Genomic DNA, 25,387 nt, shown 5'->3' with positions numbered 1-25,387 from the left:
ATTGATTCCAAACTGTGACCTGTTTTACACAATGCCACTGTACTCAGGCACGATGACTGCTCGAAATCTGTATCTGAATGACAACTGCGAGAGGCGCACCATCTCAGGATCGCAGCTGTCGGAATCGGTCGCAAACCGTGTTCCTGGCACGATCGACGACATCGTCTACCTCGGTTCGAGCGTCAAGTACAACGTCACGACCGAGATTGGTGAGGCTGTTGTGCGTGTGCCGGTTGAGCGTGCGGTTGACGCGAAGATTGGTGACGCAGTGGTCGTTGGATGGGCGACTGAGAACGCAGTCGTGCTCGTCGACGACGAGAAGTAACATCGCGCCTGAGCGCGCATGAAAAGGGGAGTGCCCGGAGCCAGTGGTTTCGGGCACTCCCCTTTGTGTGGGTGCTTCCTGAGAGTTGAGTGAACTCGACTCAGATTTTGGAGAATCAACTTGACGTGATTGTGAGATCAATTAAACTTGAGTGCATAAGGCTCAACTTGCGTGGATATTGCGGTTGGGCCGCTTCGATCCACCGAGTGGCGATCGCCACCGGAACGAACCAACACCAAGGAGATCACATATGTCACGTGCAGTAGGAATTGACCTCGGCACCACTAACTCTGTCGTCGCTGTGCTTGAGGGCGGCGAGCCTACCGTTATCGCGAACGCCGAGGGATTCCGCACGACTCCTTCGATCGTTGCATTCACGAAAGACGGCGAGGTGCTTGTCGGTGAGACCGCGAAGCGCCAGGCAGTCACCAACGTTGACCGCACCATTGCCTCGGTCAAGCGCCACATGGGCACCGACTGGAAGAGCGACGAGGTCGACGGCAAGAAGTACACCGCGCAAGAGATCAGCGCGCGTACACTCATGAAACTGAAGCGCGACGCAGAGACCTACCTCGGAGACAAGGTCACTGACGCGGTTATCACCGTGCCTGCGTACTTTAACGACGCAGAGCGCCAGGCAACGAAGGAGGCCGGTGAAATTGCGGGCCTCAACGTACTCCGCATCATCAACGAGCCAACCGCTGCGGCTCTCGCTTACGGCCTCGACAAGGGCAAAGAAGACGAGCTCATTCTCGTGTTCGACCTCGGTGGCGGTACCTTCGACGTTTCGCTGCTCGAAGTTGGCAAAGACGAAGACTTCTCAACCATTCAGGTTCGCTCGACCGCGGGCGACAACCGCCTCGGTGGCGATGACTGGGATCAGCGGGTCGTAACCTGGCTGAGCGAGCAGTTCAAGAACTCGACCGGTGTCGACGTGTCGAACGACAAGATCGCACTCCAGCGTCTCAAGGAGGCCGCTGAGCAGGCGAAGAAGGAGCTCTCGAACTCGACGAGCACCCAGATCCAGCTGCCCTACCTCTCGCTCACCGAGAACGGCCCAGCGAACCTCGACGAGACGCTCACCCGCGCAAAGTTCGAGGAGCTCACCAAGGATCTGCTCGAGCGTACGCGCAAGCCGTTCGAAGATGTCATCAAGGAAGCGGGCGTGAAGGTCTCGGAGATCGCTCACGTCGTGCTCGTCGGCGGATCGACGCGTATGCCCGCTGTCTCTGAGCTCGTGAAGCAGCTCACCGGTGGCCAGGAGCCGAACAAGGGTGTGAACCCTGATGAGGTTGTTGCAGTTGGCGCTGCACTGCAGGCTGGTGTGCTGAAGGGTGAGCGCAAGGACGTGCTGCTCATCGACGTGACCCCGCTCTCACTCGGTATCGAGACCAAGGGGGGCATCATGACGAAGCTCATCGAGCGCAACACCGCTATTCCGACGAAGCGTTCGGAGACGTTCACTACCGCCGAAGACAACCAGCCTTCGGTTGCAATCCAGGTCTTCCAGGGCGAGCGCGAGTTCACTCGTGACAACAAGAACCTCGGCACTTTCGAGCTCACCGGTATTGCACCCGCTCCGCGCGGTGTGCCGCAGGTTGAGGTGACCTTCGACATCGATGCGAACGGCATCGTGCAGGTCTCGGCTAAGGACAAGGGCACTGGCACAGAGCAGACGATCACCATTTCTGGTGGATCGACGCTCTCGAAGGAAGACATCGAGCGCATGGTGCGCGAGGCCGAAGAACACGCTGCAGACGATAAGAAGCGTCGCGAGGCTGCTGAGCAGCGGAACAACGCAGAACAGCTCGCGTACTCGATCGAGAAGTTGCTCTCGGAGAATGCCGACAAACTGCCTGAAGACGTCAAGACTGAGGTGCAGGGCGATCTCGACGCGCTCAAGGCCGCACTTGCTGGCGATGACGAGGACGCAGTGAAGGCAGCCGCTGACAAGCTGGGCGAGAGCCAGACAAAGCTCGGCGAAGCCATCTATGCTCAGGCTCAGAACGACGCAGAGGCACCGGCCGACAGCACCGAGTCGAATGACGAAGATGTGGTCGATGCTGAGGTCGTTGAAGACGATGAGACTGAAGCGAACGGAGAGCAGAAGTAACAATGGCGAACCGGGACGACAGCGTTCCTGCAGAGGGCTCGGAGCCTCAGGGCTCCGGCCCCGAGCCGCAGGACGAAGACCTTACGGTAGAAGACATTCTCGGTGCTGAGCAGACCGATGAGGCTGCTCAGGCTGAGGGGGCAACTAACGCGGAAGAGGCTGAGGAGGCCGTTGATCCGCTCGAGGACACGGCGAACCCCTACCTCGAAGATCTGCGGAGGCTCTCGGCCGAGTACGCAAACTATCGCAAGCGCACTGAGGCGAACGTAGAGATCGACAAGCAGCGCGCAACCGCGGCGGCGGTTGTCGCACTGCTTCCGATCCTCGACGATCTCGATCGTGCTGAACAACACGGCGACCTTGAAGAGGGCAGCGCGTTTGCAACGATTGCTCAGAAGCTGCGCAGCACGCTCGAACGCCTCGGTCTCGAAGGTTTTGGGGAGAAGGGTGATCCGTTCGACCCCCAGTTCCACGAAGCCATTGCCCAGGTGCCGGTTCCTGGCACAGAAGAGCACACTGTGCTCGACGTTGTAGAACGGGGCTATCGCATTGGAGATGTCGAGTTACGCCCCGCGAAGGTAGCGGTGGCGGTGGGGGCTGATGGCTAGTCAAGACTGGTTAGAGAAAGACTTCTACAAGATCCTCGGTGTCTCGAAAGACGTTAGTGACGCTGAGCTGAAGAAGAAGTACCGCAAGCTCGCACGGGAGTATCACCCTGACTCCAAGCCGGGAGACACTGCGGCCGAGGCGAAGTTCAAGGAGATCAGCGAGGCATACTCGGTGCTATCCGACAAAGAGCAGCGCTCGGAGTACGACCAGATTCGAGCCATGGGCGCGGGCGGCGCCCGCTTCACCGCGGGCGGTGCCGGTGGTCAAGGATTCGACGACATCTTTGGCGGCATGTTTGGCGGTGCTGGAGGTCGGAACACCCAGTTCAACTTTCAGCAGGGCGGCGGCTACGAAGATATTTTCAACATGTTTGGTGGCGGAGCACCTCGTGGGCCCCAAAAGGGGCAAGACACGAACGCAACGACAACAATCGACTTCGAAACCGCAGTCAACGGCAAGACGGTGACGCTGCAGTCCACGAGCGGCACCGTGAAGGTGAAGATTCCGGCCGGTGTCGCAGACGGGCAAAAGATCCGAGTGAAGGGCAAAGGCCAACCAAGCCCAAGCGGCGGGCCCGCTGGAGACCTGCTACTCACGGTGACGGTTCGCAAGCACCCCATCTTTGAGCGTGACGGTTTGAACCTCAAGTTCAAGCTGCCAGTGACGTTCACTGAGGCGGTCTTCGGGGCGACCGTTGAGGTGCCGACTCTTGGCGGCCCGAGTGTGAAACTCAAGGTGCAGCCTGGCACACCGAGCGGCCGTGTGCTTCGCGTGAAGGGCCGCGGGGTGCAGACCTCAAAGGGCACTGGCGACCTCCTCGCAGAAGTTCAAGTGGCCGTTCCCGGCAACATGAGCGCCGAGGCGAAGGAAGCCCTCGAGGCATTCCAAAAGGTTGAACCGCAAGAGAATCCACGTGAAGACCTCATTGCGAGGGCGCGCGCGTAGGGTTCGCACATATGCTGAATAGAACGACGTAGGGAGGGACGCAGTGGCGAGAGTGCAAATGGATCGGTACACCCCGGTATTTGCGATCGCCGCTGCGGCCGAACTCGCCGAGATGCATCCGCAAACCCTTCGGCAGTACGACCGCATTGGCCTTGTCGTGCCGCAACGCACGAGTGGCAACACGCGGCGATACTCGCTGCACGATGTTCAGCGCCTGCAAGAAGTCGCGAGGCTGTCGGCCGAAGGGCTGAGCCTCGAGGGCATTCGCAGGGTGCTCAGTCTCGAAGATCGGGTGCGCGAACTTGAATTACAGGTGCGCGACCTCGAACGAGCTCTTTCTGACGAGGTGCTCAAGCGGCCCGAGCGCCGGGTGTTTGCAGCTGGCGCGGGTGGCGAGGTTGTGACGATCCGCCGAGGGACCCGAGTGCGCCGCAACGCCGAGATCGTTGTATGGAAGCCGTAGTCGTACACAGGTGACCGAGAATGATGCTCGCGCGAACGATATCGCCGCGGAGCTCGAGGCGCTGTTCCAGCGGTTAGAGCGCACACCAGACTTTGATGCACCAGAGCTGCTGGCACACGATGCTGCCGACGCGCTGCTAATGCGCACCGCGGCGCCTCAACTGCTCAGCGATGCGGGCGAGCCTCCTGCTCCAGGCTCGCTCGCCATCATCGGCGATCGGCACGGCGCACTCACCCTGGGCGCAGCGGCTGTGCTGGGTGCACGGGGGATCCGCACCCACCAAGACCCACTGCTTGGCGAGCGAGCCCTCGCGCGTAACGCAGATCGACTGGGGCTTAGTGAAACCTATAGCTCTCACCCGCTCGATGCCTCGCTGCTGTCGGGCGCTCGTACGGTGATTATGCAACTGCCGCGCGGCCTCGAAGCGCTTGACGAGATCGCGTGGGCGATCGCGCAGCGCGCGCATCCAGACGTGAGGGTCTTCGCGGGCGGCCGCGTGAAGCACATGATGCTCGCGCAGAACGAAGTGCTCAGGCGGTACTTTGGCGAGGTCAAGGCAGGGCTCGGCTGGCGCAAAGCCAGGGTGCTCGAGACGGCTGTGCCACGCCCGGTCGCTGAGCCGCCATTTCCCAAGTGGGGTGTGGATCGCGAACTGCCGTTCAAACTCGCCGCATTCGGCGCGACCTTCGGCGGCCCAAAGCTCGACCACGGCAGCAGGCTGCTGCTCTCGACGCTGCGGTCACAGCCGCCCGCGCGTGAGCCCAAACGCGTGCTCGATCTCGGGTGCGGCAACGGTGTGCTTGCCGTGTCGGCGGCTCTGACCTGGCCGGACGCCGAGATTGTTGCCAGCGACCAATCTGAGGCAGCGGTTCGAGCGACGGCTCTCACCGCAGAGGCTGCCGGAGTCTCGGAGCGGTTAGTGATCCACCGGGCAGACGGAACCGAGGCCGTGCCCGACGCATCGATCGACCTGGTGCTGCTCAACCCGCCGTTTCACACCGGTGCAACCGTGCACGCGGGGGTCGCGCACCGACTCATTCGCGACTGCGCGCGCGTGCTACGGCCCGGCGGCGAACTGCGAATCGTCTACAACTCGCACCTCGCACACCGACCGCTCGTCGAGGCCGCAATAGGGCCTGTGCGCCAGCTCGCGCGTGACAAGACGTTCACCGTGCTTGCCGCGACAACGCCGTTGGCCAATCTCTCAGGTGCACCCCGCCTAGAATAAGGGCGTGAGCGACAAACTCTTGCATCTCGTGCGCCATGGTGAAGTGCACAACCCTGATCTCGTGCTGTACGGGCGCATTCCGGGCTTTCGCCTGTCAGAACGCGGGCACGAAATGGCCGAAGCGGCAGCACTCGAACTCGCAGGCAGCGACCGAAAGGTTGCGGCGCTGTACGCATCTCCGCTTGAGCGCGCTCAGCAGTCTGCAAAGCCAATCGCGCACGCGCTAAACCTCGACATTCAGACCGAGGAGCGCATCATCGAGCCCACGAACTTCTTCGAGGGCAAAGTGAACTCTGGCCCCAAGGCTGCGTTCAAGAACCCGATCTACTGGTACAAGTTTGCGAACCCATTCCGCCCGAGCTGGGGCGAGCCGTACCGCCAGGTGGCGGCGCGCGTGCGCGAGGCAATGGACGATGCGTGGGAGGACACCACCGATGGTGACATCGTGATGGTCTCGCACCAGTCGCCTATTTGGATGGCGCACCTAGACATCGCGGGCAAGCCCCTCTTTCACAACCCGGCATCGCGCCGCTGCGCGCTTTCGAGTATCACGAGCTTCGAACGCCGTGGCGAGCGCTGGTTCGAGGTCGATTACCGCACCCCCGCAGATGGGCTGCTCGACGGCGCACTCGACGTGGGTGCTGTATGAGAGGCGCGAAGTTCGCAGTGACAGTAGCGGCTGTAGCCGCGCTCGCACTCACGGGATGCAGCACGAACGAGGCCGACAGTCTTTCACAGCAGTGGCAAGACGGTGGCGATAAGGGCTATGTCGCTGGCGATGGATCGTCGTACTCCCTGCCCGCGTCAGAACGCGGTGAGCCCGTTGAATTTGCGGGCGAAACCGAGCACGGTGAATCATTTGGGTCGACAGACACCATTGGCAACGTCACCGTCGTGAACTTTTGGTACGCCGGGTGCGCGCCCTGCCGCGCCGAGGCGCCAGACCTCGAAGAAGCATACGACGAGTTCTCACCAGAGGGCGTGCAGTTCGTCGGCGTGAACACGAGAGACCAAGCCGCCCAGGCGATCCAGTTCGCAGAGCAGTTCGGCATCGAATACCCGTCGATTCTCGACAATCCGGGCGGCCGTTCGGTGCAGCGCGCGTTTGCGGGCCAGATCCCGTTGAACGCGGTGCCAACAACTCTTGTGCTTGATACCGAGGGGCGCGTAGCACACCGCGTAGTGGGGCAGATCGCAGGTGCATCGCAGCTGCGCACCCTCATTTCAGAGACCCTCGCAGAGACCGACTCGGATGCAGCGACCACCGGTGCTGAAACCTCGGATGCCGCTGCATCGGACGCGAGCTGATGGATATCCAGCAGACGATCGCTAACGGTCAACTGCTCGTCGCTGCGGCGATTGCGCTCGCCGCTGGACTCGTTTCGTTCCTCTCGCCGTGCGTGCTTCCACTCATTCCCGGCTATCTTGCCTACGTCTCGGGCATTGCGGGTGCCCCGAGCGCTGCTGCGGCCGACCCGAAGCGCGCCGCAGTTCGCGAACGACGCCGCATGGTGCTCGGTGCGCTGCTGTTCGTGCTTGGTTTTACCGCTGTGTTCGTGCTGCTGCTCATGCTGTCTGGCGCGGTGGGGGCGAGCACCTGGTATCTCGACTGGCAAGACGTGATTCTGCGCGTGATGGGCGTCATCGTCATTGTCTTGGGCCTCGTGTTTATGGGCGCGTTCTCGCGACTCCAGCGAACCAGTCGCATGAAGTTCAGCCCGAAGGTTGGGCTCGCGGGTGCTCCGCTCCTCGGTGTGGTCTTCGCGATCGGGTGGGCACCGTGTCTCGGGCCAACAATCGGCACGGTCGGGCTCTTGGCAATGCAGCAGGGGTCAGCACCGAGAGCCGCGATCCTCGCAGCACTGTATTGCATCGGACTCGGATTGCCGTTCATCCTTGCTGCATTCGGTTTCGGCTGGATGACACAGACACTGAGCTTCTTCCGGCGACACATTCGCGCGGTGAACATCGTCGGCGGCATACTGCTCATTGTGATTGGCTTGCTCATGGTGACGGGCGTGTGGAGCTTAATTATGAACCAACTGCAGGTGGTGATCGGCGGCTATGTCACGCCCCTCTGATTACGATGATGGATCGGGCGCCCCAGAGCGCGCAATCACAAACCCCGAACTCGGCCTGATCGGGTGGGGGCGCTGGTTCTGGCGTCAACTCACGAGCATGAAGGTCGCGCTGATCCTGCTGCTCCTGCTTGCGGTTGCCGCGATCCCCGGGTCACTCGTGCCACAGCGTGGCGCGGACCCCAATGGTGTGATCCAGTATGAAGAGGAACACCCGAAGCTCTTCAAGGTGCTTGATGCGTTCCCAATCCAGGCCTTCGATGTCTACGGCTCGGTCTGGTTCTCGGCCATCTACTTGCTGCTCTTCATCTCGCTGATCGGCTGTGTGCTGCCACGACTCGTGCACCACTGGAAGGCGTGGCGCGGAACGCCGCCGAAGACTCCCGCCCGGCTGAATCGCATGGCCGGGTTCTCTGAGATTCGTGTCACCAACGCTGAGGCGAGTGCCGCAGAGCGTGAGAGCTTTGCGAAACAAGCTGTCGAATCGGCAGCGGCGCTGCTCAAGCGCCAGCGTTACCGCGTTGAGGTGCAAGAGGCTACCGTGCGTGGCGTTTCAGAGGTCTCGGTGTCGGCAGAGCGAGGCTACCTTCGCGAGACTGGTAACCTCATCTTCCACTTCGCGCTGCTCGGCGTGCTCGTGTGCGTGGGGCTCGGAAGCGCATTCACCTTTAACGGACAGCGAGTCATCTACGAGGGCGAAACCTTTGTGAACCAGCTCATCGACTATGACTCGGCGAAGTCTGGTCGTGCGTTCAACCCAGCCACACTCGAACCTTTCAGTCTCAGGCTCGACGATCTTGACGTGAGTTACATCACCCCAGACGACGGCAACAACAACGCCATCGGTCAGGTCAAAGACTTCGTCGCGAGCATGACCCTTACAAGCCCCGACGGCACGGAGTCGAGCGAGGTTATCCGTGTGAATCACCCGTTGCGCGTGCACGGCTCGCCGGTCTATCTTCTGGCCAACGGGTACGCACCGACACTCTCCATTAAGAACGCTGACGGTGAAGTTGTGTTCGAGGAGTCGGTGCCGTTCATTCCGCAGGGAGCCGATCCAAACCTCACCTCCATCGGTGTCGTGAAGGTGCTCAACGGGCTCACCGATGCCGACGGCAACACGGTGCAGCTCGGGTTGCGTGGTTTCTTCTACCCGACCCAGACCAAGCTCGAATCAGGTGCGTACACGTCGAACTACCCAGACCTTGAGAACCCGGTTCTCACACTCGACGCATTCGAGGGCGACCTCGGAGTCGACAACGGCATTCCGCAGTCGGTCTACGTGCTCGAAACAGACGGCATGACTCAGTTGACAGGTCGCGCGATCGATGTGCCTTCGCTCGAGTTGCGCCCGGGCGATACGGTGGATCTGCCAGACGGCCTCGGCACTGTCACCCTCACCGACGTGCCGCGTTACGCATCGTTCGACGTCATGCAGAACCCGTTCCAGATCGGTGTGCTGCTGTTCGCTTTGCTCTCGCTCGGTGGCCTGCTCTGGTCACTCTTTGTGCCGCGGCGTCGCGTCTGGGTGAAGGCGATCCCGACAGACGACGGCATCGTGCTGCAGTACGCGGGGCTCGCCCGCGGCGACGACCCATCGCTCGACCGCGCCGTTGAGGACCTTCGCGAGGCCCACCGCGACGTGCTCTAGGGGCCTGGCGGGCCTTGCCTGATCCACCCCACCCCACCCCTCCACCAACTTCGAGTCAAAGTTTGCGACTATCTGGCCACTTTTAACCGCAATCTGTGACTCGGATTGGGGCCGTAGCATCCTGATGCAGCCTCGTCAGCTGCATCTTTGGTTGTGCTAGTGAATCCGAGTCAATGTCTGTGGCAATTCGGCCACGGTTTACCGAAGACTTTGACTCGGATCGGCGTGATACTTGGGGGGCCAGGTGGGTTTGCCTGGTCCGGCGGGGAGAGCCTCGTCCACAGTGGGCGATTGCTCAGATCCAGGTGCTTCTGTTGTGGAGAACCGTTTTAGAGGTGCGATCCACCCCTACGGTTTTCGAATGAGACCGCTGCCACCTATCGTCACATCTGGACCAATCGCGCGCGTTGCTGATTTGCGCGCATCGGGTGTGCCTCACCACCGACTCTATGCGAGTGATCAGGCCCGCACTATTTATGGAATCGTGCCAGCGCCAGGCGTAGATCCGGACGCATTCACAACACGTGTTGCAGCCGCGAAGTTACTCCTCAAACCAGGCAGTTTTCTCTCTCGACGTACGGCCGCAAAACTTTACGACCTCCCGGAATACGGTGGCGATGGAGCAATTGACGTTGGGGTCCATTGGCCGACGACTCCTCCTCGACGTGTAGGTATTTCTCCTCACAGGGTGCGTGAGGGGTGCCTACTGCAGTTGCCAAGCGCACCAGACTGGCTTCCCGTGCCAGCCGATGTATGGGCACTTCTCGCGGCCGTACTCACTGTCGATCAGCTCATTGCAGTCGGTGACGCACTCATTTCGGGTCTTTCTCGCCGCAGCCGCCCGTTGAGTTCACTGGAAGAGCTAGAGGCAGCTCGGCTTCGCTTCTCGGGGTGCGCCGGGTCCCAGAAGATGCGCGTGGCCCTTCCGCTTTTGCGCACCGGCGTCGAATCGCCATCTGAGAGCCAACTGCGGCTTCATATTCTTCGCGCTGGTTTTCCCGACCTCGTCACGTGCTGTCCTGTTCCTACCAATATTCGCCTCTTCCACTCAGACTTGGGGTACCCGCAGTGGAAGATCGCTTGTGAATATGAGGGCGAGTACCACTTCACTGGCGGAGTTGAACAAGCTAGGCGCGATGTGTCTCGGCGCGAAGCAATGGTCGATGCTGGGTGGATCGTGCTGCAGGCAACTGCCCGTGATCTTCGTGATCCCCGCGAGTATCTTGGTCGTTTGGCTCATGCGATCTACCAACGTACTCATGCGGCCTAAATCCGAGTGCAAGTTTGCTGGCAAGAGGCCAGGGATAAGGGCAAACTTTGACTCGAAGTTTGGGCCGGGCCAGGAGTGGGAGCTGGGCCGGGGTGGGTAGAAAGGCTGGGAGCTGGGGGTCGGGCTAGGCCGGGCTCGGCTGAGCCAGGCTGTTAGACGCCGGAGCTGGGTAAGCTACTGCAGCTTGTCGAGGAACGACCGCACGTCGGTCTCGAGCTCTGCGAGAGCGCTCTCCGCGGCCGAGCGCCGAGCAGCGGCATTGCCACGATCACTAAACGTGTCGAGGTATACCTTGAGCTTCGGCTCGGTGCCGCTCGGGCGAATCATGACGCGCGAGCCGTCTGACAGGTCATAGCGCAGCACGTTCGAGGGAATCTCCGCGAGACCCGGCTCGAGCAAGTCTTGCGTAGTCTCGACGACGCGCACACCGAACGAGGTCGGGGGAGTATCGCGAACCTTGCTCGAAAGGTCTGCAGCCGCAGCCATCGAGTCGAGCCGCAGCGTGACCTGGGTGCTCGAGAAATGCCCGAACAGCTCAGCAGCCTCGTCGAGAAGACCCCAGATATCAATGCCGCGGGCTTTGCACTCACGCACCATCGCGATGGCGTCACCGCTCGCAGAGATGCCGTCTTTGTCGCGCACTACATCGGGGTGCGTGAGGTAGCCAAGGGCTTCCTCGAACCCGAAGATGAGGTTCGGAACGCGAGACACCCATTTGAAGCCCGACAGCGTCTCCGCGTAGTCGAGTCCGAACTCGCGTGCGACCGCACCGAGCGCCGGAGAGGACACGATGGTGCAAGCCAGGGAACCGCTGAACTCCTCGTTGCGCAGTTCGGCCGCCTGCTGTGCACGCTCTGCCGCGCGCCACCCGAGCAGCAGCCCGAGTTCATTGCCGGTGAGCCTGCGGTACCCGCCCTCGGCATCGGGGTGGGGTACTGCGATCGCCAGGCGATCGGCATCGGGGTCGTGGGCGACGATGAGATCTGCCTCGGTCTCGTTCGCGGTGCGGATCGCGAGATCGAGTGCACCCGGCTCCTCTGGATTCGGGAAATCTACTGTCGGGAAATTCCCGTCGGGCTCGACTTGCTCGGCGACAACAGTAACCTTCGGCAGCCCGCTCGCAAGGAAGACACGCTGCGCGAGCTCCGCGCCGACCCCGTGCATTGCCGTATACACGACGGTGAGTGGGGTGTCACTGCCGAGCACCGCACCATCTTTGTCGGCATCAAATCCGGCAACCAGGGCCGCGGCGGTCCGTTGCACGTACGCGTTCGCGATCTCCTCGTCGGCGACCTCGTACTTGTCACTGCGGGCGAACTCGCTAACTGGCTGCGAGGCGGCTTCGAGAATACGCTTCGCGATATCGGCGTCGGCCGGGGGCACTATCTGCGATCCACCGTCTGAGTCTCCCAGGTACACCTTGTACCCGTTGTCGCGCGGAGGATTGTGACTTGCGGTCACCATCACGCCAGCCGAGACGCCGAGGTGCCGAACAGCGAAGGCGGTGAGCGGAGTCGGGCCGGCTTGAGGTAGCAGGATGACGCGAACGCCCGCGCCCGCCATAATCTCGGCCGCGTCCTTTGCAAAGACGTCTGAGTTCACGCGGGCGTCGTATCCGATGACGACAGATGGAGGAGACGTGGTCTCACCGGCAGCCGCCCGGGCGAGCAAGAACGCGGCGAAGCCCGCGCTGGTTTGTGAAACAACAATGCGGTTCATGCGTGAGGGGCCGGGGCCGAGCTTGCCTCGAAGACCCGCGGTGCCGAAGGCGAGCCGATCGGAAAAGCAGGCTTCGAGCTCGGCAATTGAAGCTTCGTCGCCCTCGCGTGCGTGTTCCAAGAGGCGTGTTGCCTCGGCTCGGGTGAGGTCGTCAATATCGTCTGCAGCCCAGCGTTCTGCGTGCGCAATCAGCTGATCGAGCTGTTCCTGTTCCACCATCTCCCCCTTACCGACATGTCTAGGTAACGCCATTTAAGCTACCACCCAGTTGCGACGAACCCCGCATTGAGGGCGTGAGAGGTTGCTGCGGTCCGCTCACGACCCCGATCGACGTTGCGGCCGAGGAAGCGAATCGATGATGCGCCGCGCCTCGCGAAGCCCACTCTCAATCGCGCCATCGATAAAGCCGCCCCAGAGGTTCGCGTTGTCGGTGGTCGCGAAGTGCAGCATGCCCTGCGTCGCCTGTAGCTCGGTGAGGTCGCGGGTGAGTTGGTGCGGGCGATGCGTCATCCAGGTCGTCTGAGACAGTGGATCGGCCATCCAGTCGTGCGCGGTCGCCTCTTCCACGGCGAGCCCCGGCCTGCAGCGGTCAACTGCCGCCTGCAGCGAGGCGATGTCGTCGACATCGACGCGACTGTGGTCGGGGCCGAACCCAACGAGGATCGTGTAGTTACCGCGCTCATCCGCGCAGTAGAACTCTGCCTTGAGCACCGAGATCGGGTCGTTTTGGTTGGCGTACGCGAAGAACCTGGACACGTGGCCGCCTACGCGGATCCACACCTTAGTGCCCTGTGACGCAACGCGCTCGGCGTGCTGGCGACGCCAGGCGAGCGGAAGCTCTGGTTCGAAGGCGATCTCGCCAATTGCGTTCACGGGGAGGGTGGAGACGACGCGCTTCGCGCGAATCTGCTCGCCACTTTCGAGCGTGACCACTGCGTGCGCGTCGGCGCCTGTTCCTGACTGGGCCACCGAGGCGACGCGCGAGTTCAGGCGGATCTCGCCCGTGATCTCGCTCGCAATTGCGGCGGTGAAAGCTTTGAGCCCTCCCGCCACTCGGTAGGTTGCCGACGCCTCGTGCATGAGCTGCCAGTGCCCGCCTGTGGCGGCCACCCAGCGGAGGGCGCTCGATAGGCCGACCTCTGAGAGCGGAGCGTTCACGTGCCCGACCCACACCGACTCGTTCGCTGCCTTGGCCTCTGAGGCGAGGCCGAGGCGGTCAAACCGATCTTGTATTGAGAGGTGGTCGAGCTCTTCGATCCGCCCCACTGTTGGCTCTGCGCCGCGCGGCATCGCCTCGCGCACATCGTCGATGACGAGCTGCTGACCCTCGTCGATGAGCGCCATGAACTCCTCGAGTGTGCCCTGCCTCGGCTTGCCATCGGCACCGTGCCAGTAGGCCTCTTCGGCCCTTGGGCTGCGCTCGATGCCGCGGGAGTAGCGGGTCATCTCGGCCCAGACGTGCGGCTGCACCCAGTGAACCCAGTTCGCGCCGAGTTCGAGGTCGTGACCGAGGCGATAGTCGGTCCAGGTGCGTCCACCAATGCGGTCTCTCGCCTCGAGCGTGAGCACCTCGTAGCCCGCGTTCGAGAGTTCGCGCGATGCAGTAAGCCCCGCGAAGCCCGCACCAATCACCACAACATCGACAGTGTGCATGAGATCCTTCTGCTTTTTCTGGTAATTCCGGGCCGGGTCCTGTGCGGCCTGTTTGGCCCGATGTGCATGACGAGTTCGACGGACCTAAGGCGCCCGGTGAGCTTGATTAGAAACGAGTGACGATCTCGCTGAGCAGCTTCGCGAGGCGCGGCTCGGCGTCGCGGCCGGCTTCGAGCACCTCGGCGTGGCTTAGTGGGGTCTCTTGGATTCCGGCGGCAAGGTTCGTGATGAGCGAGAACCCTAGAATCTCCATGCCAGCCTCACGCGCCGCGATCGCCTCGAGCGCGGTCGACATACCTACGATGTCGCCGCCAATGATCCCTGCGTAGCGCACCTCCGCCGGAGTCTCGTAGTGAGGACCAGTGAATTGGGTGTAGACGCCCTCGTTCAGTGTCGGATCCACCTCGAGGGCAAGTGCGCGCAGTCGCTGCGAGTAGAGGTCGGTGAGATCCACAAATGTCGCGCCCTCGAGCGGCGACGCCGCCGTGAGATTGATGTGATCGCGAATGAGCACCGGCTGACCCGGCGCGTAGTTCGGGTTCACGCCACCCGCGCCATTCGTCAGCACCATGATTTTCGCGCCAGTGGCGGCCGCGGTGCGCACCCCGTGCACGACCGCGCGCACGCCGCGCCCCTCATAGAAGTGGGTGCGGGCGCCGATGACGAGCGCATGCTTGCCGTTTTCGAGGCGGATCGACTTCAGCGTTCCCGAGTGACCGGGCACGCCCGACGTGTGAAAGCCCGGCACCTGCTCGGCGTCGAGCACCGACACGGTCTCGCCGATGACGTCTGCGGCCTTGCCCCAGCCGCTTCCGAGCGTGAGCGCGATGTCGTGGTGAGCGACACCGGTGAGGTCAGCGATGACTGCTGCGGCTTCGGCAGCAAGGGCCTTCGGGTCTTGTGAGTTCTCCATGAGCACAAGCGTACTTCGCCGTGCCGTTGCTCGCTTACTTGAGGATGCGGTATCCGCGAAGCGGGTCGTAGCCGTGGATCTCGCGCGTATCGAGCACCTGCATAAACGCGAGCACCTCGCGCGAGACAACTTGACCGGGAACCAGTACGGGGAAGCCCGGTGGGTACGGCGTCACGAACGCGGCAGACACCGGCTGCTCGCCGGCCTCGACGCGGGCGCGCAGGTCATCACCCAGCACGTACTCAACATTGTTGCGTCGCTGGCCCTTGAAGAACGCACGGCGCATGTCTCCGTCACGAAGTACCTCGTCGCTCGCATACTCGGGCGCGAATGAACTGAAGTCGGGGAGCGGAGGCATCGGCACTTCCTCGGGCACCAGTTGGTCCGGATCGCGCTGCGCACTCTCCTCCTCGAAGCGCTCGGCGAGCTTCACGAGTACCTCGATGAGGTATGCGATCGCGCTGCGCGAGGTGCCGATGTTCGTCATGAACAGCACGGTGTTGCGGCTCGTCTTGTTGACTTGGATGCCGTAGCGGTCCATGAGCAGCTCGTGCTTGAAGGTGTCTCCGCTCACGCCAGAGCGAGAAATCTCGATGGTGATGCGCGACGGATCCACCACAAACTCGTCGTGATCCCACGCCTCCCACATGTTCGAGAGCCCTTCGCGGAGCGGCATCGGGCCGCCCACGCCTCGGTACTCCTCGGGGATCAGGTCGTGCCCCGTGAGCACCCTAAAGGTGCGCTTCAAGAGCGGATGGCGCGAGATCGACTGCTTCAGGCTCGTCGCGAGATCGAGCTGCCGCTGCACGAGCTCGAAACCCTCGAGCTCGACCTGGCGACGGCCAATGTCGAGCGAGGCGAGAATCTGGTAGTTCGGCGAGGTTGACGTGTGAGTCATATACGCCTCGTGGAATGGATCTTCCGCGTCGCGTACCCAGTCCTGGTCATAAACGTGGATCATCGAACCTTGGCGAAGCGCCGTTAGAGTCTTGTGCGTAGATTGGGTGGCGTAGACCCGAATACGGGCATCGGGTGAAGGGATGAGACGCTCGTTGATCCACACCTCATCGGGGGCTGCGTTACCGTCGGCGTCGAACAGCCGCTCCTGTTGCTCCTGATACGCGGCAGCGTGTGCCGACGTCTTGAGCTGCTGTTCCAGCTGCTTCGCCGAGGCCATTGCCGTGCGGCGGCGGGTGACGGGATGGAAGGCGCCGAAGGCGAACCATGCCTCATCCCAGAGAAACACGAGGTCTGGTTTGATCGTGAGGCACTCAGCCATGATGCGGGCAGGGTCGTAGACGATGCCGTCAAAGGTGCAGTTGGTCAGCGTCACCATTCGCACCTCGTCGAGGCGGCCAGCGGCGCGGTAGTCGAGCAGCATCTGCTTGATCTGGCTGAGCGGAACCGCGCCGTAGAACGCGAACTCGTTGAGCGGGTACGCCTCGAGGTAGGCGGGTCGGGCACCCGTGAGCATTACTGAGTGGTGGTGCGACTTGTGGCAGTTGCGATCCACCATCACGACCTCGTTGGGAGACACGAGCGCCTGGTGCACGATCTTGTTTGCGGTCGACGTGCCGTTAGTCACAAAGAACGTATGCTTCGCGCCGTATGCGCGGGCGGCGAGCTCCTGCGCCTTCTTGAGCGTGTGCACTGGAGCGAGCAGCGAATCGAGCCCGCCTGACGTCGCAGACGTCTCGGCAAGTAGTAGGTTGAGGCCGTAGAAGTCGGCGAGGTCGCGGATCCACTTCGACGAAACCACCGAGCCACCGCGAGCGACGGGCAACGCGTGGAACACGCCGACCGGGCGACGTGCGTGGTCTTGGATCGCGGAGAAGAACGGAGTGTCGTACAGGTGCGAGACGCGACGCAGCAGCGAGAGGTGCAGTTCTAGCTGGTCCTCGCGGCGGAAAATACGGCGGAAACGCTTGGTGAGGGAGCCCGCAAGGTCTTCGATGTGGGCGCCCGCCATGAGGTAGAGGTCGAGCTCGGGCCTGACGCTCGCGAGTGTGTCGGCAAGTCCGAGCACGCGCTGTACTGACTGGAGCTGATTGCGCAGCGAGGTTTGCGGCGCAGTAACCGCCCCGTGCGCGAGTTCGATCGACCGACGAAGATCGGAACTCAGGCTGCGCTTGGTTCGCTCGCTGAATCCGGGGCGAATTACGCAGGCGAGGATGTTCGGGTTGGTGAGCACCGCAGCGACCGCATCGTCCGCCGACGGTACGATGACGTATTCGTAGACGAACGCGTCGGCAGAGCTTCGCATGCGCAGCACATCGGCGTGCATCGCCTCGCGGTCAGCCTCGGTCGTCTCATCAATAACGAGCACCTCGAAGCGCGGCCTGGGGTCGACGTCGGTTTCAACTTCGTCTTCTTCGACCGCGAGATTCGTCGCCTCTTCGGGCGTGCCCGCGGTGCGGAGTCGGTTGACGACCTTGCCGATGCGATCGAGCGCGATCTGGAACTTGCCCTCATCGAGGAGCTCACCAATCTCCCTGGTGTAGCGTCTGCCGAACCCCGCCCAGTACATCTCAACGGTTTCAAGTGTGCGAAGTGAGCGCCGAATCTCGCCGTCCGGAGCAAGAGCTTCAGAAACCTCGGATCCATCGCCGTACACGAGGCGCTTCACCGCGAACCTCAGAAACTCCCAGGCATCGCTTCGCAATCTCCAGGTGCTCGCGGGCATACCCGAGTCGCGTTCAAGCACTGATTCTGCCTGCGGGTCTGACATATTTCGCCTCCAACTGCACTGTTCACACGGTGGCGACGCGAGCAACACCCCTGTGCTGCGATCCGCCTCCCTGATCATACGGTGCGACCCATGCCTGCGCGCGCCTAGACTTGAGGTATGGCGAAAGAACGAAAGCATCGAATCGTTGTCGTTGGCGGCGGTCCGGGCGGATATGAAGCCGCGCTCACCGGCGCGCAGTTGGGTGCCGAGGTCACGCTCATTGAACGCGCGGGCGTTGGTGGATCGACGGTGCTCACCGATGTTGTGCCGTCGAAGAGTCTGATTGCAACCGCTGGCGCGGCGCAGGCCGTGCGCGACGCAGGCAAGCTTGGAGTACAGGCGTTTCTGCCTGGTGGCGACGGCAAGCCCTTGCGTCCTGAGATCGCGGTCAACCTCGCGGCAGTGAATAAGCGACTTCTCGCGATGGCGGGTGCGCAGTCGGTAGATATGCGAGAAAGCCTCGAGGCTGCGGGCGTACGCATTGTTCACGGATCGGGGCGTCTCGACGGGCCAGGCGCTGTACTGGTGTCGACCTCAAGTGACGGCGGAACTGATTTTGACCGGGTTGAAGCAGACACCATTGTGGTGTCGGTGGGTGCGAGCCCGCGCGAGCTCGACTCGGCGAAGCCAGATGGCGAGCGAATTCTCACCTGGAAACAGCTCTATGACCTGCAAGATGTGCCCGAGCACCTCATTGTCGTCGGGTCTGGCGTGACCGGTGCAGAGTTCGCGAACGCGTACGCGACGCTCGGGGCCGAGGTAACTCTCGTGTCGAGCCGCGAGCAGGTGCTCCCGGGCGAAGACCCAGATGCCGCCGCGGTGATCGAGCACGAGTTCAAGCGGATCGGCATGAACGTGATGTCGAAGTCGCGCGCAGAGTCCGTGGAGCGTACCGAGAAGGGCGTACTCGTCACGCTTGCCGACGGGCGCACAGTTGAGGGGTCGCACTGTCTCATGGCTGTGGGATCCACCCCGAACACCGAGGGTCTTGGGCTCGAAGAAGCCGGCATCGAGCTCACCGAGAGCGGCCACATTCGCGTGAATAAGGTTGCTCGAACGTCGATACCTTCGGTCTACGCGGCTGGCGACTGCACCGACTTCTTTCCGCTCGCATCGGTGGCCTCGATGCAGGGCCGCACCGCGATCATGCACGCGCTCGGCGACTTCGTGCGCCCCATATCGCTGCGCAACGTCGCCGCAAACGTGTTTACCTACCCCGAGATCGCGACGGTCGGGTGGAACGAGCACACCCTCGCCGACGCGAGCAACGTTGCGAAGGCTGTCACACACACGATTCCGCTGAACGGTAACCCTCGCGCGAAGATGATTGGGTTCACCGACGGCTTCGTAAAGCTCTTCGCATGGGAGGCGTCGGGCACCGTGATCGGCGGCGTCATCGTTGCTCACCGCGCGAGTGAGCTGATTTTCCCGCTCGCACTCGCGGTTGAGCACCGTTTGACAGTGGATCAGGTAGCGTCAGCATTCACCGTCTACCCATCGCTCACGGGCGCGATTACCGACGCCGCCCGCGCGATGCACGTGCGGCAATGAGCAGGCGGATCGCGGCTCGCGCCGCCGCAACACTCGGCGCCTTGACCCTCGCTCTCACGCTCGCAGCGTGTGCCTCGCCGCCCGAAGTGGTGCCCTCGGATGACGGTGTCGAGCCCGCGGTCGTCGTGACGGTGATCGATAACAGGTACGAGCCGAGCGAGGTCGAGATCGAAGCTGGCGAAGCAGTGCAATGGGTGTTCCAGGGCTCAGCAAAGCACGATGTAGTGGCCGATGACGGCAGCTTTGTGAGCGAGCTCATGTACGAGGGTACTTACACTCACGTGTTCGATGAGTCAGGCGAGTTCCCGTATGTCTGCTCGATCCACCCCGAAATGACCGGGGTCGTTCATGTTAACTGACGGGCTAAACCGTGGCAGCAGCAGCAGCCGGTGCAGCGATGCGGAGCGACGCGAGTTGCTCTTCGCGAGTGGGCAGCGGGTGCACCGTGACGAGTTCATCGGCGTTCGCGAGCTTCGCGAACTCAGCGAGTTGCTCGCGCACCCGCTCGGGCCCGCCAACCGCTGAGTAGTGCAGCATCTGGCGAATTTCGTACGCCGCGGGTGAGTCGATGAGTTGCTCGGCCTGCTCGGTAGTGATCGGCGTTTCGCGACCGCGCGAGAGAAAACTGCGGATCCGCTCGACTTCTGCCCGGCCGAAGAGCTCGGCGGCGGCCTGGTCTGACTCGGCAGCGACCACGTTCACTCCGGCGCTGACGTAGGGTTCGGGGTGAGCCTCGCTCGGCTGGTAGTTGTCGCGATAGTGCTGCACGGCTTGCGTGAGCGCCTGAGGTGCGAAGTGCGAGGCGAAGGAGTAGGGGAGGCCAAGCTGTGCTGCAAGGTTCGCACCGAAGAGGCTCGAACCGAGAATCGTCAGCGGGATCTTGGTACCGCGACCGGGATACGCGTTCACTCCTGAACGGGGCAGCTCGTCGCCGAGGAGCGCCTGCAGTTCGAGTACGTCTTGCGGGAACGAGTCAGCGGCCTGAACCGTACGACGCAGTGCGCGGAAGGTCGCACCATCGGTGCCGGGGGCTCGGCCGAGGCCAATGTGGATCCGCCCTGGGTGCAACTCGGCGAGCGTGCCAAACTGCTCGGCGACCACAAGCGGCGAGTGATTCGGGAGCATAACGCCGCCCGAACCTAACCCGATTCGCTCGGTGTGCGCCGCGATGTGCGCGATGAGCACCGCGGGCGCGCTCGACGCGATGGTCGGCATGTTGTGGTGCTCTGCGTACCAGATTCGTTCGTACCCGCCCGCCTCGGCGGCCCTCGCGAGTTCTACTGAGTGCGCGAGGGCAGCGGCGATGTCACCGTCGCGTTCGACAGTTGCGAGGTCAAGGAACGAGAGCTTCAAGTCGGCCATGCTGGATGCAACCGGGTCTGGGCCGCGACTATTCCGCGACCGACCCGCAATTACTTCGCGTCGGTTACACCGCGTCGGTGATCGCGAGCAGCAGGTGCCCGCTCGGAACCGTCTGCCCCACGGGTGCATCGATGGTCGAAACGGTGCCCGCGCGGTGTGCGTAGACGGACTGCTCCATCTTCATCGCCTCGAGCACGAGCAGCAGATCGCCCTCTTGCACCTCTTGACCAGCTTCAGCGAGCACCTTCACGACGGTCGCCTGCATCGGCGCGAGCACGGCGTCGCCGGTCGTCGCAGCGACACCTAGGCCCTTCGCGCGCTTCGGCGCTGGGCCACGAGTCACGTCTTGATCGGCGAGCGGCAGCAGTGTGGTTGGCATCGATACTTCAATGCGGCGGCCAGCGACCTCGACAACGACCTCCTGGCGGCGTGGGTCGTTCGCGAGTGGCGGCGTCTCGCCCTCCCACGGAGCGATGTCGTTTTCGAACTCGTTCTCGATCCAGGTGGTGTAGACCTTGAAGTCGCCGTCTGGCGCGGTGAATGCGGGGTCGCGCACGATCTTGCGGTGGAACGGCAGCACGGTTGGCAGACCCTGAATCTCGAACTCGTCGAGGGCACGGCGGGCGCGCTGCAGCGCCTCCTCACGTGTTGATCCTGTAACGATGAGCTTGCCGAGCATGGAATCGAAGGCGCCCGAAACTACGTCACCGGTCTCGACGCCGGTATCGATGCGAACACCAGGGCCCGACGCAGGCTTGAAGAGCGCGACCGGGCCAGGAGCCGGGAGGAACCCGTTGCCTGCGTCTTCGCCGTTGAGACGGAACTCGATGGAGTGACCGTGCGTCACGGGGTCGTCGTAGTCGAGCACCCCGCCCTCGGCGATGCGGAACTGCTCGCGCACGAGGTCAATACCCGTGATCTCTTCAGAGACCGGGTGCTCGACCTGTAGGCGGGTGTTGACCTCGAGGAACGAGATCGTGCCGTCGATTGCGACGAGGAACTCGCAGGTGCCGGCACCCACATAACCAACCTCTTTGAGGATCGCCTTCGACGCGGCGTACAACTTTTCGTTCTGCTCATCGCTGAGGAACGGTGCAGGCGCTTCTTCGACAAGCTTCTGGTGGCGTCGCTGAAGCGAGCAGTCGCGGGTCGACACGACTACGACGTTTCCGTGGCTGTCGGCGAGGCACTGCGTCTCAACGTGGCGGGGCTTCTCAAGGAACTTCTCGACAAAGCACTCGCCTCGACCGAATGCGGCGACGGCCTCGCGGGTTGCCGATTCAAAGAGGTCTGCGACCTCGTCGCGCTCGTACGCAACCTTGAGGCCGCGACCACCACCACCGAATGCCGCCTTGATGGCGACGGGAAGCCCGACCTGATCCGCAAACGCGAGCACCTCTTCGGCACCCGCGACGGGATCGCTTGTGCCAGGGGCGAGTGGCGCGTTCACCTTTTCGGCGACGTGGCGTGCGGACACCTTGTCGCCGAGGCGCTCGATGGCCTCGGGGCTTGGCCCGATCCAGGTAAGTCCCTGGTCAATCACGGCCTTCGCGAACTCTGCGTTCTCCGCGAGGAACCCATAGCCCGGGTGCACCGCATCGGCGCCAGAGCGGCGTGCGACCCCGAGAATCTTGTCGATGACGAGGTACGTCTCTGCGCTCGTCGATCCACCGAGTGCGTAGGCCTCGTCAGCAAGCTGCGCATGCAACGCATCGCGATCTTGGTCTGCGTAAACAGCGACTGAGGCGATGCCACTGTCTGCTGCGGCACGGATAATGCGAACGGCGATCTCACCACGGTTGGCGATAAGCACTTTACGAATGCGCGACATGCGTTCCAGCCTATTGGAGGAACGCACGCAACCCTTGGATATTCAGTACAAAACTTTCACGAAAACGTTGCCGGAGTGCACAGTTCAACAGTTGTGCATAAGTTACGGGCACAGCGTTCGCGTAGCACAGTAGGATTTGAGCACCGCCACTCGCGGCATGTTCCAATGAAGGAGATCTCATGGCGAATAACGTTGACCTCGATGCTCTGCTTGCGCAGATTCCTGTTGACGACATTGCGAAGCAGCTTGGTGTCGATGAAGACACGGCTCTTGGAGCGGTGAAGCAGACGCTACCGGGGCTCCTCGGCGGAATGGCCGTCAATGCGAGCGACGCTGAGGGTGAGCAGAAGCTGGTTGGTGCGCTCGACAAGCACACCCCCAAAGACGGCAAGATCTCGCTCGACGCGGTCGACACCGAAGACGGCAAGAAGATCGTGAAGCACGTGCTTGGCGACAAAGAAGAGGCTGTCACGAATGCGTTGAGCACGAACGCGCAGAGTTCGGGCATCGCGAAGCTCATTCCGATGCTCCTGCCAATTCTCGCGCCGATCGTCATGCAATTTCTTGCGGGCAAGTTCGGCGGCGGCGCTGAGAAGACTCAGCAGCAGTCCGAGGGCGGCATCGCGGGTGGCCTCGGCGACCTGCTGGGCGGCCTGCTCGGTGGTGGATCGGGCTCTTCAACCGCAGCATCGTCTGGCGGCCTCGGCGATATCCTCGGTGGTCTCCTTGGCGGTGGATCGGGCGGAGCGTCGAGCGGCAGCAATGGCGGTGGCCTCGGCGGGTTACTTGGTGGCTTGCTCGGCCGATAGGCATTTGCGACCTCGCATAGACTGGGTGCGTGGTTAATCCAGACGTTCAGGGGCGGGTCTACCCGTCGACAGTGCCATACCTCGTCGGTCGCGAGAAAGTGCGCGAGTTCGCTCGGGCTGTGCTTAGCGAGTCGCCGATCCACCACGACCCCGAAGCGGCCCGTGCCGCGGGGTTCTCAGATGTGGTCGCCCCGCCGACCTTCGCGGTGACGATTCAAGAGGCGACGCTCGCGCAACTGCTCGCAGACGACGAGGCGGGCGTCGACTTCTCGCGCGTCGTGCACGGCGACCAGCGCTTCACCTACACCCGGCCAATTGTCGCTGGCGACGAACTGACCGCGACACTGACAATCGCGGCGGTGAAGCAACTCGGCGGGCACTCGATGGTAACAGCCTCGAGCGAGATCGTCGACGCCGAGGGTGCACACGTCGTGACAGCAATTTCGACACTGGTAGTGAGGGGCGAAGAATGAGCGCACCTGTGTTTGACGAACTCGAAGTTGGCGCAGTCGTTGCCGAGCGGGAGATCACGCTCACGCGCGACAACCTCGTGCGGTACGCCGGGGCATCGGGTGACTTCAACCCGATCCATTATCGCGACGACGTCGCGCAGTCTGTCGGTCTGCCCGGTGTGCTCGCGCACGGCATGCTCACGATGGGCGTCGCTGGAGCCGTGGCGACCGACTGGATCAGCGATGCCGGCTGGGTCAAGGACTACCAGTCGCGCTTCACGCGGCCCGTGCCCGTTGATGCGCAGCTTGGAGCGCTCGTGAACGTCACTGCGACCGTCGGCGCACTCGACGCCGAGGCCAGAACCGCGCGCATCGACCTCAAGGTTGTCTTCGACGGGTCGACGGTGCTCGGCAAGTCGCAACTGGTGGTGGCGTTCGCGTGACTACCCTCGCTGAGCTCACGACGATGCGCGTCGGCGGGCCCGCCGATCGTATTATCACGGCCAGCACTCGCGACGAACTCATCGACCGAGCCGTCGAACTCTGGGAGACGCGCGAAGACTGGTTACTGCTCGGCGGTGGATCGAACACGGTCGTCGCCGACGAAGGCTATCCGGGTCCCGTCCTGCTGGTGCGCACGTCTGGTCTCGAGATAGTTGATGATCCGGAGCTCGGTGCCGGCTCCGTGCGCCTGCGGGTGCAGGCTGGCCACGACTGGGATGCGCTCGTTGCTGAGTGCGTCGAGCGCGGCTGGGCGGGCATCGAGGCGCTCTCGGGTATTCCGGGGCTTGCGGGTGCCGCGCCCGTGCAGAACATTGGCGCGTATGGCCAAGAGCTGTCTGACGTGCTGCACTCGATCGAGTTTCTCGACGCAGAGACGTATGAGCCTCGGCGTATGCTCGCTGCTGAGCTCGGACTCGGATACCGCGATTCGGTGTTAAAGCAGGGGCTGCAGGGTGTTGTGCTGTCGATCGACCTCGTGCTCGCAGACGCTGCTGTGCTTACCTCGGCGAGTTCCGGGCCGGTGCCGGTTTCGGGTCGCATTAGATTTCCGCAACTGGCGTCTGCCGTTGGCGTTGAGCTTGGTTCTCGGGTGCCGCTCGCCGTCGTGCGATCGGCCGTGCTGTCGCTGCGTGCGTCGAAGGGCATGGTGTTGGATGCCGAGGATCACGACAGCTGGAGCGCCGGATCCTTCTTCACGAACCCGATTGTTTCTGCCCACTTTGCTCGTGCGCTGCCTGCTGGAGCGCCTACGTTTCCTTTGGGTGAGCAAGAGGTTGAGCCAGCGGTGCTGTCGCTCGACGAGTTCAACGCCGGTGTTCCGGTGTCGATTCCTGAGGCGAACCCCGATCAGCGGGTCAAATTGTCGGCGGCGTGGTTGATTGAGCAATCTGGCGTGCCCAAGGGGTTCCGCCTGCCGGGTTCGGGGGCCGCGATTTCCTCGAAGCACACGCTTGCCATCACCAACCGTGGGGCCGCCACCGCGGAGGATATCGGCGAGCTTGCCAGGCTTATCGTGCAGCGCGTGCAGCAGGAGTTCGGGGTGCTGCTCGTGCCTGAGCCGAACCTCTATGGGATAGAGCTCTAGGGCCGATTCTCTCTCTCTCTCTCTCTCTCTCTCTCTCTCTCTCTCTCTCTCTCTCTCTCTCTCGCAGAATCTGCGCAAGAGAATCAGTGATTTGGGGCC

General features: G+C 62.7%; 23 protein-coding genes. 17 read left to right on the top strand and 6 right to left on the bottom strand.

Annotation, left to right across the window (positions count from 1 at the left end):
• Window positions 1–52: 52 nt before the first annotated feature.
• The 11 genes from H9L06_RS05980 to H9L06_RS05930 all read left to right on the top strand — a co-directional run bounded on the left by H9L06_RS05980 (window position 53) and on the right by H9L06_RS05930 (window position 10,682).
• A complete protein-coding gene (locus H9L06_RS05980) occupies window positions 53–325 on the top strand; it encodes a TOBE domain-containing protein (protein ID WP_187554355.1) in 273 nt (90 codons plus the stop codon).
• A gap of 250 nt (window positions 326–575) precedes the next feature.
• Window positions 576–2,438, top strand: a complete 1,863-nt coding sequence (gene dnaK, locus H9L06_RS05975; RefSeq protein WP_187554354.1) for a molecular chaperone DnaK — start codon at window positions 576–578, stop codon at window positions 2,436–2,438.
• A gap of 2 nt (window positions 2,439–2,440) precedes the next feature.
• Window positions 2,441–3,046 (top strand): nucleotide exchange factor GrpE, encoded by a 606-nt coding sequence (locus tag H9L06_RS05970; RefSeq protein WP_187554353.1) that lies wholly within the window; start codon window positions 2,441–2,443, stop codon window positions 3,044–3,046.
• Window positions 3,039–3,992, top strand: coding sequence for a DnaJ C-terminal domain-containing protein (locus tag H9L06_RS05965; protein WP_187554352.1), 954 nt, complete (start codon window positions 3,039–3,041; stop codon window positions 3,990–3,992). Before H9L06_RS05970 ends, H9L06_RS05965 begins: the two co-directional genes overlap by 8 nt.
• A 58-nt stretch (window positions 3,993–4,050) precedes the next feature.
• Entirely contained in the window at window positions 4,051–4,455 is a 405-nt protein-coding gene (locus tag H9L06_RS05960; RefSeq protein WP_187556384.1) for a heat shock protein transcriptional repressor HspR, read from the top strand.
• A 10-nt stretch (window positions 4,456–4,465) separates the two neighbouring features.
• Window positions 4,466–5,683: a class I SAM-dependent methyltransferase gene (locus tag H9L06_RS05955; RefSeq protein ID WP_246454272.1), complete on the top strand. Its 1,218-nt coding sequence runs from the start codon at window positions 4,466–4,468 to the stop codon at window positions 5,681–5,683.
• Window positions 5,684–5,687: 4 nt separating this feature from the next.
• Entirely contained in the window at window positions 5,688–6,332 is a 645-nt protein-coding gene (locus tag H9L06_RS05950) for a histidine phosphatase family protein (RefSeq protein ID WP_187554351.1), read from the top strand.
• Window positions 6,333–6,349: 17 nt separating this feature from the next.
• Complete coding sequence (locus H9L06_RS05945; RefSeq protein ID WP_343069231.1) at window positions 6,350–6,991, top strand: TlpA family protein disulfide reductase; 642 nt, start codon at window positions 6,350–6,352, stop codon at window positions 6,989–6,991.
• A complete protein-coding gene (locus H9L06_RS05940; RefSeq protein ID WP_187554349.1) occupies window positions 6,991–7,764 on the top strand; it encodes a cytochrome c biogenesis CcdA family protein in 774 nt (257 codons plus the stop codon). The genes H9L06_RS05945 and H9L06_RS05940 overlap by 1 nt, the downstream gene beginning before the upstream one ends.
• Entirely contained in the window at window positions 7,748–9,412 is a 1,665-nt protein-coding gene (gene resB, locus H9L06_RS05935; RefSeq protein WP_187554348.1) for a cytochrome c biogenesis protein ResB, read from the top strand. The genes H9L06_RS05940 and resB overlap by 17 nt, the downstream gene beginning before the upstream one ends.
• Before the next feature lie 361 nt (window positions 9,413–9,773).
• Window positions 9,774–10,682, top strand: a complete 909-nt coding sequence (locus H9L06_RS05930; protein ID WP_187554347.1) for a hypothetical protein — start codon at window positions 9,774–9,776, stop codon at window positions 10,680–10,682.
• A gap of 174 nt (window positions 10,683–10,856) precedes the next feature.
• Here H9L06_RS05930 and H9L06_RS05925 read toward each other — a convergent pair whose 3' ends face one another.
• From H9L06_RS05925 to H9L06_RS05910, 4 genes are all read right to left on the bottom strand, one after another.
• Window positions 10,857–12,653: a phospho-sugar mutase gene (locus H9L06_RS05925; protein WP_246454271.1), complete on the bottom strand. Its 1,797-nt coding sequence runs from the start codon at window positions 12,651–12,653 to the stop codon at window positions 10,857–10,859.
• A gap of 63 nt (window positions 12,654–12,716) precedes the next feature.
• Window positions 12,717–14,054, bottom strand: a complete 1,338-nt coding sequence (locus tag H9L06_RS05920) for a flavin monoamine oxidase family protein (RefSeq protein ID WP_187554346.1) — start codon at window positions 14,052–14,054, stop codon at window positions 12,717–12,719.
• Window positions 14,055–14,160: 106 nt separating this feature from the next.
• Window positions 14,161–14,967, bottom strand: coding sequence for a purine-nucleoside phosphorylase (locus H9L06_RS05915; RefSeq protein WP_187554345.1), 807 nt, complete (start codon window positions 14,965–14,967; stop codon window positions 14,161–14,163).
• A gap of 34 nt (window positions 14,968–15,001) precedes the next feature.
• Window positions 15,002–17,695, bottom strand: a complete 2,694-nt coding sequence (locus H9L06_RS05910; RefSeq protein ID WP_246454270.1) for an aminotransferase class I/II-fold pyridoxal phosphate-dependent enzyme — start codon at window positions 17,693–17,695, stop codon at window positions 15,002–15,004.
• A 117-nt stretch (window positions 17,696–17,812) separates the two neighbouring features.
• Between H9L06_RS05910 and H9L06_RS05905 the strand changes: the two genes are divergently transcribed.
• A complete protein-coding gene (locus H9L06_RS05905) occupies window positions 17,813–19,246 on the top strand; it encodes an NAD(P)H-quinone dehydrogenase (protein WP_187554343.1) in 1,434 nt (477 codons plus the stop codon).
• Window positions 19,243–19,605, top strand: a complete 363-nt coding sequence (locus tag H9L06_RS05900) for a cupredoxin domain-containing protein (RefSeq protein WP_187554342.1) — start codon at window positions 19,243–19,245, stop codon at window positions 19,603–19,605. Before H9L06_RS05905 ends, H9L06_RS05900 begins: the two co-directional genes overlap by 4 nt.
• Window positions 19,606–19,609: 4 nt before the next feature.
• On the opposite strand, the gene H9L06_RS05895 is transcribed toward H9L06_RS05900, so the two are convergent.
• Both H9L06_RS05895 and H9L06_RS05890 read right to left on the bottom strand, forming a co-directional pair.
• Window positions 19,610–20,608: an LLM class flavin-dependent oxidoreductase gene (locus H9L06_RS05895; RefSeq protein WP_187554341.1), complete on the bottom strand. Its 999-nt coding sequence runs from the start codon at window positions 20,606–20,608 to the stop codon at window positions 19,610–19,612.
• Between the two features lie 64 nt (window positions 20,609–20,672).
• The gene (locus H9L06_RS05890) at window positions 20,673–22,439 is read right to left on the bottom strand and encodes an acetyl/propionyl/methylcrotonyl-CoA carboxylase subunit alpha (RefSeq protein WP_187554340.1); all 1,767 of its coding nucleotides are present in this window, start codon (window positions 22,437–22,439) and stop codon (window positions 20,673–20,675) included.
• A gap of 179 nt (window positions 22,440–22,618) precedes the next feature.
• On the opposite strand from H9L06_RS05890, the gene H9L06_RS05885 reads away from it, so the two are divergent.
• From H9L06_RS05885 to H9L06_RS05870, 4 genes are read left to right on the top strand one after another with little or no spacing between them, the layout of a single operon-like run.
• Window positions 22,619–23,248, top strand: coding sequence for a DUF937 domain-containing protein (locus H9L06_RS05885; protein ID WP_187554339.1), 630 nt, complete (start codon window positions 22,619–22,621; stop codon window positions 23,246–23,248).
• 29 nt (window positions 23,249–23,277) lie between these two features.
• Window positions 23,278–23,721 (top strand): FAS1-like dehydratase domain-containing protein, encoded by a 444-nt coding sequence (locus H9L06_RS05880; RefSeq protein WP_187554338.1) that lies wholly within the window; start codon window positions 23,278–23,280, stop codon window positions 23,719–23,721.
• On the top strand, window positions 23,718–24,143 hold the full coding sequence (locus H9L06_RS05875; protein ID WP_187554337.1) for a MaoC/PaaZ C-terminal domain-containing protein: 426 nt from the start codon (window positions 23,718–23,720) through the stop codon (window positions 24,141–24,143). Before H9L06_RS05880 ends, H9L06_RS05875 begins: the two co-directional genes overlap by 4 nt.
• Before the next feature lie 23 nt (window positions 24,144–24,166).
• On the top strand, window positions 24,167–25,288 hold the full coding sequence (locus H9L06_RS05870; RefSeq protein WP_187556381.1) for a UDP-N-acetylmuramate dehydrogenase: 1,122 nt from the start codon (window positions 24,167–24,169) through the stop codon (window positions 25,286–25,288).
• Window positions 25,289–25,387 lie beyond the last annotated feature (99 nt).

This window comes from Leucobacter denitrificans (assembly GCF_014396385.1).
Taxonomy (GTDB): Bacteria; Actinomycetota; Actinomycetes; order Actinomycetales; family Microbacteriaceae; genus Leucobacter; species Leucobacter denitrificans.
Note: the sequence above shows the minus strand (reverse complement) of the source record. Positions and strands in the feature narration are given on the sequence as shown.